The 18,042-nt window shown below is 35.5% G+C and carries 12 protein-coding genes and 2 pseudogenes; 5 read left to right on the top strand and 9 right to left on the bottom strand.

Translation table 11 applies throughout. The annotated features are described in order from the left end of the window. Window position 1 precedes the first annotated feature (1 nt). The 3 genes and pseudogenes from treC to treR all read right to left on the bottom strand — a co-directional run. Window positions 2-1,657 (bottom strand): annotated as a pseudogene (gene treC / locus NSS97_RS03355) (alpha,alpha-phosphotrehalase); the annotation flags it as partial. A gap of 13 nt (window positions 1,658-1,670) precedes the next feature. After that, a complete protein-coding gene (gene treP / locus NSS97_RS03350; protein WP_088294037.1) occupies window positions 1,671-3,098 on the bottom strand; it encodes a PTS system trehalose-specific EIIBC component in 1,428 nt (475 codons plus the stop codon). A gap of 140 nt (window positions 3,099-3,238) precedes the next feature. Then, window positions 3,239-3,949: a trehalose operon repressor gene (gene treR / locus NSS97_RS03345; protein WP_002010502.1), complete on the bottom strand. Its 711-nt coding sequence runs from the start codon at window positions 3,947-3,949 to the stop codon at window positions 3,239-3,241. A 438-nt stretch (window positions 3,950-4,387) separates the two neighbouring features. Here treR and NSS97_RS03340 point away from each other — a divergent pair, with 438 nt between their 5' ends. Further along, on the top strand, window positions 4,388-5,785 hold the full coding sequence (locus tag NSS97_RS03340; protein WP_044444474.1) for an amino acid permease: 1,398 nt from the start codon (window positions 4,388-4,390) through the stop codon (window positions 5,783-5,785). Window positions 5,786-5,817: 32 nt separating this feature from the next. Here the strand turns inward: NSS97_RS03340 and NSS97_RS03335 are convergent. Both NSS97_RS03335 and NSS97_RS03330 read right to left on the bottom strand, forming a co-directional pair. Then, window positions 5,818-7,521 (bottom strand): annotated as a pseudogene (locus NSS97_RS03335) (putative bifunctional diguanylate cyclase/phosphodiesterase). A 732-nt stretch (window positions 7,522-8,253) separates the two neighbouring features. After that, on the bottom strand, window positions 8,254-8,583 hold the full coding sequence (locus NSS97_RS03330; protein ID WP_341111564.1) for a cobalt transporter: 330 nt from the start codon (window positions 8,581-8,583) through the stop codon (window positions 8,254-8,256). Between the two features lie 344 nt (window positions 8,584-8,927). Between NSS97_RS03330 and NSS97_RS03325 the strand changes: the two genes are divergently transcribed. From NSS97_RS03325 to NSS97_RS03315, 3 genes are all read left to right on the top strand, one after another. Then, on the top strand, window positions 8,928-10,457 hold the full coding sequence (locus NSS97_RS03325) for a cardiolipin synthase (RefSeq protein ID WP_002010479.1): 1,530 nt from the start codon (window positions 8,928-8,930) through the stop codon (window positions 10,455-10,457). Between the two features lie 127 nt (window positions 10,458-10,584). Continuing rightward, window positions 10,585-11,478 (top strand): ATP-binding protein, encoded by an 894-nt coding sequence (locus NSS97_RS03320; protein ID WP_000892986.1) that lies wholly within the window; start codon window positions 10,585-10,587, stop codon window positions 11,476-11,478. Between the two features lie 3 nt (window positions 11,479-11,481). Next, entirely contained in the window at window positions 11,482-13,365 is a 1,884-nt protein-coding gene (locus NSS97_RS03315; protein WP_002029726.1) for a vWA domain-containing protein, read from the top strand. 40 nt (window positions 13,366-13,405) lie between these two features. On the opposite strand, the gene NSS97_RS03310 is transcribed toward NSS97_RS03315, so the two are convergent. From NSS97_RS03310 to NSS97_RS03300, 3 genes are read right to left on the bottom strand one after another with little or no spacing between them, the layout of a single operon-like run. Then, complete coding sequence (locus NSS97_RS03310; RefSeq protein WP_002090992.1) at window positions 13,406-13,828, bottom strand: NUDIX hydrolase; 423 nt, start codon at window positions 13,826-13,828, stop codon at window positions 13,406-13,408. 60 nt (window positions 13,829-13,888) lie between these two features. Next, window positions 13,889-14,854, bottom strand: a complete 966-nt coding sequence (locus NSS97_RS03305; protein WP_002125175.1) for an L-threonine 3-dehydrogenase — start codon at window positions 14,852-14,854, stop codon at window positions 13,889-13,891. A 44-nt stretch (window positions 14,855-14,898) separates the two neighbouring features. Then, the gene (locus tag NSS97_RS03300) at window positions 14,899-16,089 is read right to left on the bottom strand and encodes a glycine C-acetyltransferase (protein ID WP_000095918.1); all 1,191 of its coding nucleotides are present in this window, start codon (window positions 16,087-16,089) and stop codon (window positions 14,899-14,901) included. Between the two features lie 212 nt (window positions 16,090-16,301). Between NSS97_RS03300 and NSS97_RS03295 the strand changes: the two genes are divergently transcribed. Then, window positions 16,302-17,033 carry a methyltransferase domain-containing protein gene (locus NSS97_RS03295; RefSeq protein WP_107887596.1) on the top strand — a complete coding sequence of 244 codons (732 nt, stop codon included), beginning with the start codon at window positions 16,302-16,304 and terminating at the stop codon, window positions 17,031-17,033. Between the two features lie 184 nt (window positions 17,034-17,217). Here NSS97_RS03295 and NSS97_RS03290 read toward each other — a convergent pair whose 3' ends face one another. After that, window positions 17,218-18,039 (bottom strand): ABC transporter ATP-binding protein, encoded by an 822-nt coding sequence (locus NSS97_RS03290; protein ID WP_002167083.1) that lies wholly within the window; start codon window positions 18,037-18,039, stop codon window positions 17,218-17,220. Window positions 18,040-18,042: the final 3 nt, after the last annotated feature.

The following is an 18,042-nucleotide window of genomic DNA, read 5'->3' as shown; positions in this document are numbered from 1 at the left end:
TTGTATATAGATATACAATTGATTCATAAGGTCTTAAGTTAAGATTTGTAATATCTCTGCTTGGATCTTTATAATTTGATACTACTACTTCTTGTTTCATACCATCCAATTGAACATGAACTGGTACAGAATACGTTATTTCTTCTCCGTAGAAGTTATTGATAACAAGTAATACTTCATTATTTACAGTACGTGTATACGCCCAAATGCTAGGATGATTTCCATCTAAAATAGCATATTTCCCTTCTGTAAGGACATCGTATTTTTTTCTAAGTTCAATTAGCTTTTTATAATGATAAAATACAGATTCTCTATCTTCTAATGCCTTCTCTACGTTTATTTCTTTAAAGTTTTCAGCCACAGAAATCCAAGGTGTACTTGTTGTAAAACCACTATTCACCTCTTCATTCCACTGCATCGGAGTACGGGAATTGTCACGAGATTTTTGTTTTAAAATCCCGATAATCTCTTTTTTTGATAATCCTTCTTCTAGCTTTATATCATATATATTTAACGATTCTACATCACGATATTGCTCGATGGACTCGAATTTAGGATTCGTCATACCGATTTCTTCACCTTGGTAAATGTAAGGCGTTCCTTGCAACATATGCATAGCTGTCGCTAACATTTTCGCAGATTCATTCCGGTACTTCTCATCATCACCAAACCGTGAAACGATACGAGGCTGGTCATGATTACACCAGAATAACGCATTCCATCCTCCGCCCTTTTGCATTTCAATTTGCCAATTAGACATAATTTCTTTTAATTTAATGAAATCAAAATCAGCTTGCGTCCACTTATCACCATTCGGATAATCTACTTTTAAATGATGGAAACTAAACGTCATGCTTAGTTCATTGCGCTCAGGATTCGAATATTTAATACAATTATCAATTGTCGTAGATGACATTTCTCCAACTGTAATTACATCTTTCCCTTCAAAAACATTTTGGCTCATCTCTTGTAAATATTCATGGACGCGTGGACCATCTGTGTAATATTTACGCCCATCACTTGTAGCCGTGGTGCCTTCATCACTTAAAAATCTTTGATCTTTTGAAATTAAGTTAATAACATCAAGGCGGAATCCTTTTACACCTTTCTCCAACCAAAAGCGCATCATATCGTACACTTCTTCACGAAGCTTTTCATTTTCCCAGTTTAAATCAGCTTGCGTCTCATCAAATAGATGTAAAAAATATTGCCCTGTTTTCTCATCATATTTCCAAGCAGATCCTCCAAATTTAGACTGCCAATTATTCTTTTCATCACGCCAAATATAATAATTTCGATACGGACTATTCTTATCTTCTTTTGATTCTTTAAACCACTTATGCTCCGTTGAACTATGATTTACAACGATATCAAGCATGATTTCAATGTCACGTACTTTCGCTTCTTTTAAAAGCTCTTCAAACTCTTCCATCGTCCCGTAAGATGGATCAATGCTGTAATAATCACTTACATCGTATCCATTGTCATTTTGTGGTGATCGGTATATCGGTGTTAACCAAATATAATCCACTCCAAGTTCCTTTAAATAATCTAATTTCTCTGTAACTCCCTTTATATCACCGGTTTCTTTATTATAGTAACTATTAAAGCTCTTCGGATAAATTTGATAGACTACACTTTTATGCCAATCTTTCATGCTTAATTTCCTCCTACTTCTGTTTTACTCGTTTCGCAAATAACCATGTTAATGTAAATGGAATTACTACTGCGATTATCATCCCTACAATAAACATTGGAATCGATTTCGGAATGATAGAAATAAATGCTGGCAATCCGCCAATTCCGATTGCTGGTGCTAATACACCATTTAATGTAATAAATATCGCCGCTATAGCAGACCCAATAATCGCTGCATAGAACGGGAATTTATTTCTTAAATTCACACCGAACATCGCTGGCTCTGTAATACCGAAGTACGCTGAGATTGCTGATGTTGATGCCATACTTTTATCATTTTGATTTTTAGAAATCCAGAACATCGCTAGTGCCGCACTACCTTGTGCAATGTTAGAAAGAGCAATCATCGGCCAAATAAATGTACCGCCGTGCTGTGCAATTAGCTGTAAATCAATTGCAATAAACATATGATGCATTCCTGTAATTACGAGCGGTGCATATAATGCTCCAAATAATACTGCTCCAACTACTGGTACCGTTTCATATACGCCAACTAATCCAGCCGTTAATAAATCGCCAATATGACGTGTAACTGGACCGATAATTCCTAACGCTAACACACCCGTTACAACGATTGTTGTAATTGGTACAACTAATAATTGAATTGCGTTTGGCACATGTTTCTTTAAGAAGATTTCAACTTTACTTAATACGAATGCTGCTACTAAAATGGGTAAAATTTGGCCTTGATACCCTACCTTTTCAATTTGGAATAGCCCTAAAATATCAAAGTACTCAATCTTTTGTCCCTCTAAACCAGTCGCTGCTTTTCCATAATCCCACGCGTTTAATAAGGCCGGATGCACAAGCATTAATCCCATAACAATCCCTAGTATTGGACTACCACCAAAGCGCTTCGTTGCTGACCAACCAACAAGTGCCGGTAAGAATACGAATGCTGTATTGGCCATCATATTAATTAAATCCCAAAGCCCACCTAAGTTCGGATATACTTCTAATAAATTTTTCCCATCAAAAAATAAGTCCTTTGCCCCTAACAGGTTATTAATCCCCATTAGTAAACCTGCCGTAATAATTGCTGGCAAAATCGGCATAAATACATCTGAAAATACTTTTACAAACTTTTGAACTGGATTTAATTTTTTATCCCCTGAACCTTTTACGTCAGCTACTGTCGATTCTTCCATACCTGCAAGCGTTATCAATTCAGCGTATACTCGATCGACATCACCTGGACCAATTACAATTTGAAATACCCCAGCGTTATGAAACGCTCCCTTTACTAATGAAACAGACTGTAATTTATCATTATCTATTTTATTTTCATCTTTTAAAGCGATACGTAGCCTCGTTACACAGTGCGCAGCTTGTTCAATATTGTCTTTCCCACCAATATACTGCAACACTTCTTTTGCTGTTTTACGATAGTCTTTCCCCATATTCCCGTCCCTCTTTTCTTTTTTTGATACCGTTTACACTTACATATTAACTCGTATATATAAGTTAGTCAACACTCATATATATAAGTTGGTGATTTTTTATAAATAAAGAGATGGAACGATTATTTCGCTCCATCTCTTTATTTTCTTCGCGCCACATCCGAAAAGTGAAAAATATCTAAACGGTGACGTGATTCCGTATATTCGAACTGACTCCCATCGTATAAATGAGTAAAGTTTTTTACAACGACAACATAGTCTGTTCCATTTAAATCCAAATACTTTCGGTCATCCTCTGTACATGGTTGTACTTCAATTACCCGCTGTGAATAGCTAATATGTAGCCCTAATTCTTTCTCAATGTATTTATAAATCGATGCAGTTGCAATTTCTCTCGTTAATCCTGGAATATATTCCGATACAAAATGGTTTATATCTAAAATTACTTTTTCTCCATCAATATTTCGTACACGTTTAATATGATTTATTTCCGTTTTTTCTTTCACGTTTAATAACTTTGCTACATCTTGTGTCGCTTTCATTTTCTCTATTTCCACGACTTCTGTAATACAATGACGTCCTAAACGTTCATTTTCTTCTTGAAAACTTACAATACCACCAAAGTTAAATTCAATGTTTTTGCGCTTTAATACAAAAACACCTTTTCCGTGTATTTTTTGAACATATCCACGCTCTTGCAATAAATCTACAGCTTTTCTTACAGTACCCCTACTTGCCTCATACTGCTTCATTAATTCCGTTTCTGATGGGATTTTACATCCTTCTTTTAATTGTTTATTATCAATAGACTTGCTGATTTCTGTATAAATTTGTTCATACTTACTCATCATCTACAATAGCCCCTTGTCACCTTCTAGTTCTATATATATTATACCACGCTATACTCTTCTGCCAATCTCTCACTTATTTTCCAGTACAAGAAAACTATAGGTAAATATTTAGTCTCTAAAACGTATTTTTATAAATTTTTCTTTTCATTCAAAAAAACATGTAGTATACTAACTTCAAAATCAGAGGAGAAAGGGAGCAAAGAACTATGCTTACTTATACAACTGTAGTTACATTTGCACAAAAACATCATCATCATACTTAACCCTTGAAACCTAGCGGAAAAATTACGCGTAGGTACAAGGGTTATTCCCATTGTACCTACGCTTTGGCAAAGAGCCATGTAGGTATTTTTTATCTACATGGCTCTTTTTTTATTGCCAAAAATGCTAGTAAAAAATGATGTTTAAGCAAAACTTACTACAAAGGAGTTAACAAAAATGGAAACGAAAAAATGGGGATTATGGATTTTAACAGCTTTTGTTATCGGGAATATGGTTGGCGGTGGCGTATTTATGCTCCCAGCAAATTTAGCACACGTATCAGGTCCAATGGGATCTACACTGGCATGGAGTATTACAGGACTTGGTGTATTTATGATTGCACTCGTATTTGGAAATTTAGCAATTCGTAAACCAGAATTAAAAGCAGGACCACAAAGTTACGCCCAAGCAATGTTTACTTCTCAAAAGACAGGTAAAGTTGCAGGATATAGTATGGCTTGGGGATACTGGGCTGCTAACTGGGCTGCTACAGCATCTGTAATTATTTCCTTTGCAGGATATTTATCAACATTCTTCCCAGTTTTACAAAGTAAGCAAATTCTCTTTTCAACAAACGGATTTTCATTAGAACTTGGAAAAGCTTTAACCTTCATAGTATGTAGTATGATGCTATGGGGAATTCAATATATTCTTTCTCAAAATATTGATAGAGCCGGAAATATGAACCTTCTTGCAACAATCGCAAAAATCATCGGATTTACAATGTTTATTGTAATCACATTATTCATTTTCAATGCCTCTAATTTCGGGGACGGTCAAACATTTATGAATGAAGCTGGACAACCTATTTCGTTGGGTGGACAAATAAATTCCGCTGCTATTGCAACACTTTGGGCGTTTATCGGTATTGAGTCAGCAGTTATGCTCTCTAACCGTGCAAAATCTCAGCACGATGTTAAGAAAGCTACGATTTTCGGATTAATCATCGCTCTTCTTATTTACATGGCAATTACTCTACTAACAATGGGCGCTCTTCCACAAGACGCTTTAAAAGAGTCTCAAAAACCATTAGTAGATGCATTAAATTTAGCAATTGGTACTAAAGGTGCTTATATAATGGCCTTACTTGCACTCGTATCTTTATTCGGCTCTACTGTAGGATGGATCGTTGTTAGCTCAGAAGTACCTTACCAGGCTGCTAAAAATGGACTTTTCCCTAAGTTTTTCAGTAAAACAAATAAAAAAGGTAGTCCTTCAAAATCATTATTTATTACAAATGTGATGACGCAAATTTTCTTATTCTCAACGATTTCTGGTACTGTTTCAGAAGCATATAATTTCGCTATTGTTGTAGCGACATTAGCATATTTAATCCCGTACCTTGTTTCTACCTTGTATCAGTTAAAATTAGTTATTACGGGGGAAACGTATGATATAATGCCGGGATCTCGAATAAAAGATGGAATCATTACTGCACTAGCATTTTTATATTCCATTTGGGTTATTAAAACAGGAACTGCTGATTTAAAAACGTTCTTCTTAGGAATTGGGTTGTTTGTATTAGGCCTTATTCTTTATCCAATTTTAATGAAAGATTCACAAAAAAAACAATAAAAAAAGAGAAGCTTTTTGCTTCTCTTTTTTTATTAAAAATCAGTTAATAACTTTTCTTTTAGTTCCCCTATATCTAACGGTTTCGCATAATAAAAACCTTGTACAAAGTCGCAACTCATTGATTTTAATAAACTTTCTTGTTCTACCGTTTCTACCCCTTCAGCAACCACTAATAAATTTAAACTATGGGCGATTTCAATAACCGATTTTACAATCGTTCGCTCTGGTTGTGCATGATCATAATGAAACTCACGAATAAAATTACGATCAATTTTCACAATATCAAGTGGTAGTTGTTTTAAATAATATAATGAGGAATACCCTGTTCCGAAATCGTCTAAAGCGATTAAAATTCCCATACTTCTTAATTCTTGTAATGTAGCAATAATATAATCAAAATGACGTACAGCTATACTTTCTGTTATTTCTAATATTAAACGATTTGGCGGAAACCCTGTTCGCTTCAATATACTACGAACAGATAAAATAAATCGCTTTTGCATCAATTGTTGTATTGATAAATTAACAGATAACTTCAGTCCCTCTTGATAATCTGGTAAAGTTTTAAACAGTCGACATGACTTTTCTAGTACCCAGTCTCCTAGTTTTATAATAAGTCCACACTCTTCAGCTACAGGGATAAATTCACTTGGTGAAATAGGACCTTCTTCTGTCTTACAGCGTACTAAAGCCTCAATACCAGTACATTTCTTTGTTTTCAAATCAATAATGGGTTGTAATGCCACTTTTAATTCTTCGTCACGAATCGCTTTTTGCAAAGCAAATTCTATTTTCATTCTACGGTTTATTTTCGCACGTAATTCATCTGTAAAGAAGCACGCCGCATTTCTTCCTTGCTCTTTCGCACTATACATGGCTAAATCCGAATTTTTTAATAACGTTTCAACGTCTTTTCCATCTTGCGGATAGGAACAAAGTCCTAGACTAGCTGAAATATATACTTCATGACCTTCAAGCATAAATGGCGCTTGAAAGCATGATAACACGGATGTCGCTAACTACCTCATCTCATCATGTGTATGAGTTTTTGTTAACAGCACAAATTCGTCGCCACCAAGCCTAGCCAGAACATCTTTCTCTCCTAGCACATAATGCAACCGTGAAGCAACTTCGCTTAAAAGTAAATCTCCTATCATATGACCTAACGTATCATTCACTAATTTAAAACGATCTAAATCAAAGTAAATCATGCCAAACTCTATTTTCTCTGCAATCATCTTATTTACAGTCGTAATTAACTGTAAACGGTTCGGTAAACTTGTTAACGCATCATGATAAGCAAGTTCCCTATAACGACTTTCGCTTAATCGTAATCTTTGTTCTGCTTCTTTCCTACTACTTATATCATTTCGAATTGCAATAAATTGATAAGGTTCTCCCTTTTCATTTAAAAATGGAACAATTGTTGTTTTAACCCAATAATACGTACCATCTTTTGCTTGATTTCGAATTTCCCCTGTCCAGACTTTTCCACTCAAAATACGCTTCCATAGGATTTGAAAAAATGCTTTCGGATGATATCCGGAATTTAAAATACGGTGATCTTTTCCTATTAACTCTTCTCTTTTATATTTTGAGATTTTACAAAATTTATCATTCACATATGTAATAAGACCATTTCGGTCTGTAATAGCAACAATTGAAGACTCATCTAATGCTAATTTTAAATCTTGCAATGAAGAGTCATATAATGCATGACCTCTTTGTTCTAGCATGCGCACCTCTCCTTGCTTCCTATCTGACTAAAACACAACTCGTTTCTCTTCATAGAAATAGAGATATTTCATGTTCTAACAATACGCCTTTACATAAAATGAAACTTTAATCAGTGGGGGGGGGTTGTCCATTCCCCACTGATCATTAGCCTTCACCAATCGGGCTTTTATCTCCCACCTAACTTCCTCACATTCACCGAATTTTGAGGTGGGAGTCTTACTACCCGTTAATGCGGGATAAATCACAATTTTTTTCTAAATAGGCCGATTAAAATAACATAATATTATTTATAAAAAAAAGCAATATGGTGCTGTTTTAATTATAGTAGAAGCTTCTCATCTCTCTACTTATCTAAGCTTATTATACAGTATTCTCTTACATTCTTTGAATTTGTAAAGTGACAATTTCATCACTATTAGCCTCTGCTCCCTACTAATACGACCTCACACCTAACCTCTTTTATTTCATTAAATGTTAAGATATAAATCTAACTGCCGATACATAATGAAATAGAGATTAATATACAAAATGCAACGATTCACGAATAATAATATAAAGTGATACTTTAATCAATGGGGGTTTTACTGCCCACAAATAGCGGGATAAAGCCAAAATTTTCATTTAACATATTGAATTATAATAACAAAATATTAACATATTTTCACCTTGTTTTTGGAAATATTTTATAAATAAATTATTAAACTAAAAAAGAGGATATCCTCTTTTTTAGTTTAATACTGATATGGTATTTGCTGATAACCCGGGTATGGCATTGGATATGGTGCTGGATATGTTACTGGGTACGGCGCTGGATAGTAGCCTCCACCTGCTGCACCCGTTAATGCGCCAGCTGTAAGCCCACCTAACATGCCTCCAGCAAAACTTCCTGGGAAAAATCCTCCGCCCCACGAGCCGCCACCCCAGCCCCATCCACCACTGTGATGATGATGATGATGATGATCATAATGATTGTGCCCACCATGGTGATTATGTCCGCCATTATGATGGTGCCCTCCATGATTATGACGATAATACAATCCGTTATTTTCTATATAATTCATTATTTTCCTTTCCTTTCCATTTCTTCACCTTAATAAGAAGAATTCGCGTAATATGGATAACCATATCCTGGGCTTCATAATGCACCTGCTACAAATCCAGGAAAGAAGCCTCATTCCCTTTCCTATATAAGAGGCAAGGTTTTTGTCCCTCCTACACTGATCATTAACCAGCAAATAGCGGGATAACAACGTAACAATATACTGTATGTAGGACAAATGCGGAAAGTATAGGACAAATGTCTATATTTTGTAAAAAAAACAAAACACTTTATAATAAGGATGTCAGATTATATCTTCTATTTAAGAAGTCTATATTTAAGAAAGATTAGAGGAATTATATAGAAATGAAGAAACCTATCGTTCAATTATTATTAATATTTACAATCGTATCTATCGTTCTTTTCCTATTAAATACATCGGTTATTTCGTTATATACGTTTGTTGGTGCTCTATGGTCCATCACAATCGTAGGAATTTCATTCGTTATTTTTATCGAAAATAGATCACCCCAAAGCACCTTAGCGTGGTTTTTAGTATTAGCACTTCTTCCTGTTGTAGGTGTACTTTTATACTCTATTTTCGGGCGTAGCCGTTGGAGAAGAAAAAAACATCTTCACCGTTCAGAAGAACAAAGAAAGTTATTCCGCGAAATATTAGAAGGAAGACGACTAGAATTATCACTCACAGTCCCATTACATGAACGTTCTATACATTTAACAGAAGTCGTACAAAAATTCGGAGGCGGGCCTGCCGCAGATAGAACGACAACAAAACTTTTAACAAACGGAGATCAAACATTCTCAGAAATTTTGAACGCAATCGAGAATGCAAAACATCACATACATATTCAATACTATATTTATAAATCTGATGAGATTGGTACAAAAGTACGAGATGCTTTAATACAAAAAGCAAAAGATGGTGTTATTGTACGCTTCCTTTATGATGGACTCGGAAGTAATACGTTAAGACGACGATTTTTACAACCTATGAAAAAAGCTGGAATTGAAATTGTCGAATTTGACCCTATTTTTTCAGCTTGGTTACTCGAGACAGTTAATTATCGTAATCACCGTAAAATCGTCATTGTAGATGGAGAAATTGGTTTTACCGGAGGGCTCAACGTCGGTGATGAATATCTTGGTCGCTCAAAAAAATTCCCGGTTTGGCGTGATAGTCATTTAAAAATAGAAGGAAAAGCATTGTATAAATTACAAGCCATCTTTCTAGAAGATTGGCTTTATGCGTCTAGTGGATTGAATACTTATTCTTGGGATCAATTTATGAATAGACACTACTTCCCAGGAAAAGAAATTCCGGATGCAGAAGGTGCGGTGCAAATTGTAGCAAGTGGACCAAGCTCAGATGATAAAAGTATTCGGAATACATTACTAGCTGTTATGGGCTCAGCCAAAAAATCTATTTGGATCGCTACACCATACTTTATTCCGGATCAAGAAACTTTAACATTATTACGCTTAAGTGCAATATCTGGCATAGATGTACGCATTTTATATCCTGGTAAGAGTGATAGTATTATTAGCGATCAAGCATCTCAATCCTATTTCACTCCACTTTTAAAAGCTGGTGCTTCTATTTACAGTTATAAAGATGGATTTATGCACGCAAAGATTGTACTCGTTGACGATAAAATTGCAACAATCGGAACAGCAAATATGGATGTACGTAGTTTTGAATTGAATTATGAAATTATTAGCGTACTATATGAATCAGAAACCGTTCATGATATTAAACGCGATTTTGAAGAAGACTTTAAACACTCCACTGAAATTAAATGGAACTCGTTCCAAAAAAGAAGTATCAAAAAAAGAATATTAGAGTCCTTTATGCGACTCATTTCTCCTTTACTATAAGCAATCAATGTGATATTGATTGCTTTTTCTTTTATATTTCCCCCTTCTCCTTTTCTTTGCATACCATATTAAAACAAGTTATCATAAGATGTATTACTTTATGAAAATAATGTTAGGTGGGAAATACATGTTAGAACAATTTCATATACATTCTGATTTAAAACAGCAGCTTTCTACAATTCATGAAAAGAATAAACAAGAAGCTGGTGAAAATGCACATTTAATTGGCAAGAAAATATATAAAGCATCTGATAATAGCATTATTGAAGATGCCATTACAGCACTTTTACTTGGTAAAAACATTCTATTAAAAGGACCAACTGGTAGTGGTAAAACAGTACTAGCGGAAACTCTTTCTTCTTTATTCCAAAAACCAATGCATAGCATTAACTGTTCTGTCGACTTAGATGTAGAAGGTATTTTAGGGTACAACACATTACAAACAAAGGACGGCGCATCTGAAGTTACGTTCGTTAACGGTCCTCTTATGAAGGCAATGAAAAACGGTCATTTCCTTTATATTGATGAAATCAATATGGCAAAACCTGAAACGTTACCACTTCTTCATGGTGCGTTAGATTACCGTAAAATGATTACAAACCCATTTACACAAGAAGTTGTATACGGTGATGACGAATATCGCGTAATTGCTGCGATTAACGAAGGTTATGTTGGGACAAGTGAACTAAACGAAGCGTTAAAAAACCGTTTCGTTATTATTGAAGTTCCTTACATTCAAGGTGATACATTAAAAGAACTATTACTATCTGAATCAAAATTAAATGATGTTGCAACAATTGAAAAGTTCGTTGCATTCGCAAGCGATCTTATGCCTTTAGCTCGTGATGGGCGCGTAAGTGAAGAAGCAGCTAGTATTCGTGGCATTATCGATGCATGTGATTTAGGTGTATATATTCCTGTTATGCGTGCAATTGAACGTAGTATTATCGCAAAATTAAACGATGAAACAGAACAAATGACTGTCCGTGAATTAGCAGAAAGTTATTTCTTTGAGGGATAATTCATGAGACAAATTTTTAGTGACAAAAAAATTGATGCGTCGCTGTTTCTACAAATGGAAAATTTAATGTATGCTCTTCTAAAAGAAGACGATGCCTATCTTGAGTATGGCTATAAAGCATACTACGACGAAATTGAAAAAAAGGTTGTCATTAGTCACTTTTGGGATGATCGAAAAGAAGAGGATACAGTAATCGGATTAAAAAGCGAAGTGTTCTTAAAGGCACTTGGTAATAAACATTACTCGGACATGACTTTAATTCGTTCTTATGCGATTGAGTTACAAGAATCACCTCTAAAAAAGTTTTTAACACAATTATTTGTTCTATTAGAAGATTTACGTGTTGAGGAAATCGTCAAAAATTTACGTCCTGGCACAAAACATATTTTTAAACGCCGAAAAGAAATGTATCGCAATTACTTTGGCTCACAAAATGAAATAAATCGTGTTCGTAACTATCACGGTGATCGTCTATTTTGTCTATGCTATCTTTCATTAACGAGTGATAAATATGAAATGTTTAATAATGAATATTTCGAGCAAATTGAATCAATTTTGCATGAAACATTCCAAGCTCGTAATACGGAAGATATTATGTATATTGTTGAGAAAATTCGCTATCGTTTAGAAGGACTTCTTGAAAGTGATATGCTTAATAATTATTTCGGACATGCACCGCTTTATTTATCTGTGATTGCAGATGAGAAAGACAGTCGCGCTGAAAAATTAGCAAATGATGATACGCAGCTCCTAGATGACGATGATAACAAAAACAAAATGGATGAAAGCTTCTCGACATGGCACCGTGAAAATAAAAACAATGAAAACGAGAACTTTTTACGCTTTGATTTAGAAAGCGGAACAAAAACAAATATGATGGGTGATACTGCTCGTGAATCAGAAGATGGTGACCAAGCACTTGGTTCTGTACAAGGTACTTCCCAAAAAAGTACACAATCTAACTTTGATGGTGCTGATACAGAGGAAGCAAGAGCGTCTCATGCTTCTAGCCAAAACGACGGTGCATACGGCAAGTATAATGTGGGAGCTTCTCATACATTTAAAGAAGCTCGCAAATCGAATCCTGATGAGAAAAAAGATTACCAAGCTATCAAATCAGTCGTTAATAAAGATGTAAAAGAATTAAAGAAAATTATCGAAAAAACAATTGAAAACAAAACGAATGCAAACAGTGATAAATATTATGGAAGGCTTCGTAAGAAATTCCTTCGTATTTATACTGAAAAGCAGCCGCGTATGTTTTATAAAAAAGGACAAGAATCACAAGAGCTCGACGTTGCATTCCAACTATTAGTGGACTGCTCTGGTTCTATGTATAACAAAATGGAAGAAACGAAGAAGAGTGTGGTCCTATTCCATGAAGCTTTAAAATCTTTAAAAATCCCGCACGCTATTAGTGGATTTTGGGAAGATGCTTCTAGTGCTAAACCTGAAGATAAACCGAACGTTATCCATGAAGTTGTTACGTATAAAAACTCAACGTTACCAAACGTCGGTCCAGAAATTATGCAACTTCGCGAAGAAGAAGATAACCGCGACGGGTATATTATTCGTATCGTTTCCGAAAAGCTTGCGAAAAGACCAGAAAAACATAAATTCTTACTTGTCTTTACAGACGGTGAACCTTCTGCACTAGACTATCAACAAGACGGAATTTTAGATACGCACGAAGCAGTCAAACTTGCTCGCAAAAGTGGTATGGAAGTAATCGGCATCTTTATCGAAGAAGGCGAAGCGAAAGAAGCGACTTATCAACTAATGAAAAACATTTATAACCATCACTTCTTAGTTGCAAATCATGCTGAAGATTTACGCCTGAAGATTAAACCATTGTTGAAGAAACTATTACTGAAGACGATTGAATAGAAAAACAGGAGCCACGAGGCTCCTGTTTTTCTTCGTTAACTTACTTTGTTTCTGGTTGAAACTTGTATGGAATGGAAACTTCTAATAATAATTCGAACCCTCCATCGTAGTATGGGAATCGCTCATTCGCGATTTTTCTATCTACCCACTCGATTGCGGAAATTTCTCCTTCATCTTCTGCACGAAGTTCACCTGTTACTACATTTGCTCGGAATGTAAAAAATAATGCATGATGTCCTTTCTCTTCAAAAAACTTCTCATTTAATGCGACAAGTCCACTGAGTGCGGCAGTTAAACCTGTCTCTTCTTTCACTTCTCTTACTAGTGCTTCCTCTAATATTTCACCTTTTTCAACAGCCCCGCCTGGCAATGACCAAACGTTTTGTTCTATATTATGTACCATTAATATTTTATCTTTTTCGCTATCGTGTATTAATGCATATACAACATCAACTCTTTGCATGTTGCTTTTCTCCCTTCCTAAAATAATTAAGAGCCAATTCCTAAGAATCGGCTCTTCTTATTAATTCATTACTAACTCAGATGCGAGCTTTTTTTTTAACTTAGCCAGCATATCAGTTGTCATTCTGTCTAAATCATATTCTGCTTTAAAGCCCCACTCTTTCATTGCTGCTGTTGCATCAATAGAGTTCGGCCAGCTATCAGCGATTGTTTGACGAGCTGGATCTACTGCGTAATCCATTGTAAAGTTCGGAATGTGTTTACGGATTGATGCTGCAATTTGCTCTGGTTCAAAGCTCATTGCTGTAATGTTAAACGCATTTCTATGAACTAGTTTATTTGGATCAGCTTCCATTAATGAGATGATTGCTTGTAAAGCATCTGGCATATACATCATGTCCATGTATGTTCCTTCTGCAATGTATGAGGTGTATGTACCTTTTTTAATCGCCTCATAATAAATTTCAACTGCATAGTCAGTTGTTCCGCCTCCTGGAGGAGCTACGTAAGAAATTAAGCCTGGGAAACGTACACCGCGCGTATCAACGCCAAACTTTTGATGATAATAATCACATAGTAATTCTCCTGCTACTTTGTTTACCCCATACATCGTAGTAGGACGCTGAATTGTATCTTGTGGTGTATTATCTTTTGGCGTTGATGGACCAAATGCACCGATAGAACTTGGCGTGAAAAACTTACAGTTTAATTCACGTGCTGCTTCTAATGCATTTACAAGTCCGCCCATATTTAAATTCCAAGCAAATAACGGATTTTTTTCTGCAGTTGCTGAAAGTAAAGCCGCTAAATGAATAATTGTATCTACTTCATTACGCTTTGCAATATCATGTAATTTTTGTCCATCCGTTACATCTAACGTTTCAAATGGACCAGACGTTACTACTTCACTGTCTGTTTCACGAATATCTGTTGCAATAACATTTGATGCGCCGTATACATCACGAAGTTTCATTACTAGTTCAGAACCAATTTGCCCTAAAGAACCGGTTACTAGAATTTTTTTCATTTTTCCCACTCCCCATTTGCAAGCTATTCAAAAGATGTCGTTACTTAAATGATACCCATTTCTTTCCCTACTTTTTCATACTTACGAATTGCTTCATCTAGCATTTCTTTCGTATGAGCTGCTGTAGGCATATTACGAACGCGTCCCATTCCTTTTGCTACGGTTGGGAATACGATAGATTTTGCGTAAACGCCTTCTTCATTTAGACGTTTACTAAATTCTTGTGTTAATACTTCATCACCAATAATACAAGGTGTAATTGGTGTTTCACTTTCTCCAATGTTAAAGCCAAGTTCTTTTAACCCTTGTTTTAAATAGCGACCATTTTCCCATAAACGATCGTGTAACTCTGTGCTTTCCATTAGAATTTCAATTGATCTCATACAAGCAGCTGCATCAGCTGGTGTTAAAGCTGTTGAGAATAAGAATGGACGTGAACGCACTTTTAACCAATCGATTAAGTTTTGTTTCCCAGCTACATATCCACCAATTACCCCAATTGCTTTTGATAATGTACCGATTTGGAAATCAACTTTATCAGAAAGGCCGAAATGTTTTACAGTACCTGCACCTTTGCCAAGTACACCTGAACCGTGTGCATCATCTACATATGTCATTAAATCCAGCTCTTCTGCAATTTCAACAATCTCTGGTAATTTTGCAATATCTCCATCCATTGAGAAAACACCGTCTGTAATAACCATTAATTTATTATAAAGACCTGATTCTTTTGCCTCGATTGCTTTTTTGCGTAAATCTTCCATATCAGAATGCTTATAAACGATGATTTTCGCTCTTGATAGACGACTACCATCAATAATAGATGCATGGTTTAATTCATCTGAAAGAATCGCATCATTTTTATCCATAACAGCTGAAATCGCTGCCATATTACAGTTAAATCCTGATTGATAAGCAATTGCTGCTTCTGTATGTTTAAACTTTGCAATTGTTTCTTCTAATTTAATATGCAAATCTAAAGTACCGTTAATTGTACGAACAGCTCCTGCTCCAACGCCGTACTTATGAATTGCACCAATTGCTGCTTCTTGTAAGCGATTATCAGTCGCTAATCCAAGATAGTTGTTTGAAGATAAGTTAATATATTCTTTTCCGCCAATTGTAATAATCGGTCCATTTGGACTTTCAAGCGGATCAATTACGTTATAAAGCCCCTTTGATTTTAAATCCTCTAAATTTTCTTCTAAAAAGTTTGCAAGTGTTTTACTAGACATCGTGAAGCCTCCCATCGTTCATGTAAGCGGATTATTATCTTAATAGTTCTAATAATCCCTCTACTAGCTTAACACGTTTTCAGAATTTATTATAGAAAAATAGTTTAAAGAAACCGCTTACATTTTTAGATTATATATGATTCATTACAAGAAATCTATCATTTACTTTTCATATTTGATAGAATTAAAAAAATATTTAGGAGGCTTTTAAAATGGTATTTACTGAATCTGATGTATATAATAACGAATCGTTTTTAGAGCAATATATGCAGCGAAGATATCGAGAAAATAGTCCAAACGAATCCCTTGAAAAACCAGCATTATTTCAGCTCATTGGCAATGTAACAGGAAAACAAATCCTCGATTTAGGTTGTGGTGATGCTAAATTTGGCGAAGAATTATTAGAACATGGATGCCACTCTTACACTGGTATTGAAGGCTCCGAGCTTATGTATGAAAAAGCTAAAAAACAACTAGAAAATAAAAATGGCACCGTTCATTTTTTAAACCTCAAAGACTACACATACCCTCCTTCTACTTTTGATTTAGTAACATCTAGACTCGCCCTACATTATATTGAACACCTTGATATCATTTTTCAAAATGTGTTTCAAACTTTAAAAACAAACGGAACCTTCACCTTTAGCGTTCAACATTCCATTATTACCTCTTCATTTGAAAGCTTGCAAACGAGTGGTAAAAGAACTAGTTGGCTCGTCGATGATTATTTCGAAACAGGAAAACGAGTTGAGCCATGGATTGATCAAGAAGTTATTAAATATCACCGGACTACGGAAGAATATTTTACATTATTACAACAAGCCGGATTTACGATTACAAGCTTAAAAGAAGCTACACCAAATCGAAACTGTTTTCAAGATGAAGAAGAATATGAACGACGTTTACGTATTCCCCTTTTTCTATTATTTTCTTGCCGAAAATAAATTGAAACTTTAATCAGTGGGGGATGTTCATCCCCCACTGATTATTAGCCCTCACCAATCGGGCTTTTACGGGCAGTTGATCCCCAAACCAGCTTCTTTGCTTTCGCTGGATTTTGAGATGGGGATCTTACTGCCCACAAATAGCGGGGTAAAAAAGACGATGAATCCTCATCGTCTTTTTTCGTTATCTCATCGCCTGAACAGCCTCTTTAAGTACACGTCTTCCTCTTCCATGCGGGATACAGAGCGGTGTCCCAAATAACGGATCAGCGCTTATTTGACACTCCATACGGAATACATCCCGAACTAACTTCTGGTCAATAACTTCTTCTGGTTTACCTTGCGCATATATTTGTTTATCTTGAATAGCTACAATGTTGTCTGCATAACGACATGCCAAATTTAAATCGTGCAATACCATAACAATCGTTCTTTGCTCTGTTTCATTTAATTCGAATAATAAATCTAACACTTCAATTTGGTGCGTCATATCTAAATATGTAGTCGGCTCATCAAGCAAAATAATATCTGTATCTTGTGCAAGGGTCATTGCAATCCAAGCACGTTGACGTTGTCCACCTGAAAGGGCATGAACATCACGCTCAGCAAATTCTGTCATACCCGTTGCAGCAAGCGCTTTTTGTACCATTTCCTCATCTTTTTCGGACCATTGCTTCAGCCATGTTTGATATGGATAACGTCCTTGCTTTACAAGTTGTAATACCGTAAGTCCTTCCGGTGCTTGTGGCCCTTGCGGTAAAATCGCCATTTGACGAGCGATTTGCTTCGTTTGCATACTTTGAATTGCTTGATTATCTAACAAAATGTCACCGGTTGTTGGCTTTAATAATCTAGCTAGTGAACGTAATAAAGTTGATTTCCCACAACCGTTAGAACCGATGAAGATTGTAATTTCCCCTTTTGGAATTTCTAAATTCAGCTCATCAATAATAATCGTTTCACCATACGACAGCGTCAAGCGTTTCGTCTCCAATGCTTTTTGCATATT

This window comes from Bacillus sp. FSL R12-0074 (genome assembly GCF_038005725.1).
GTDB classification, from domain to species: Bacteria; Bacillota; Bacilli; order Bacillales; family Bacillaceae_G; genus Bacillus_A; species Bacillus_A mycoides.
Note: the sequence above shows the minus strand (reverse complement) of the source record. Positions and strands in the feature narration are given on the sequence as shown.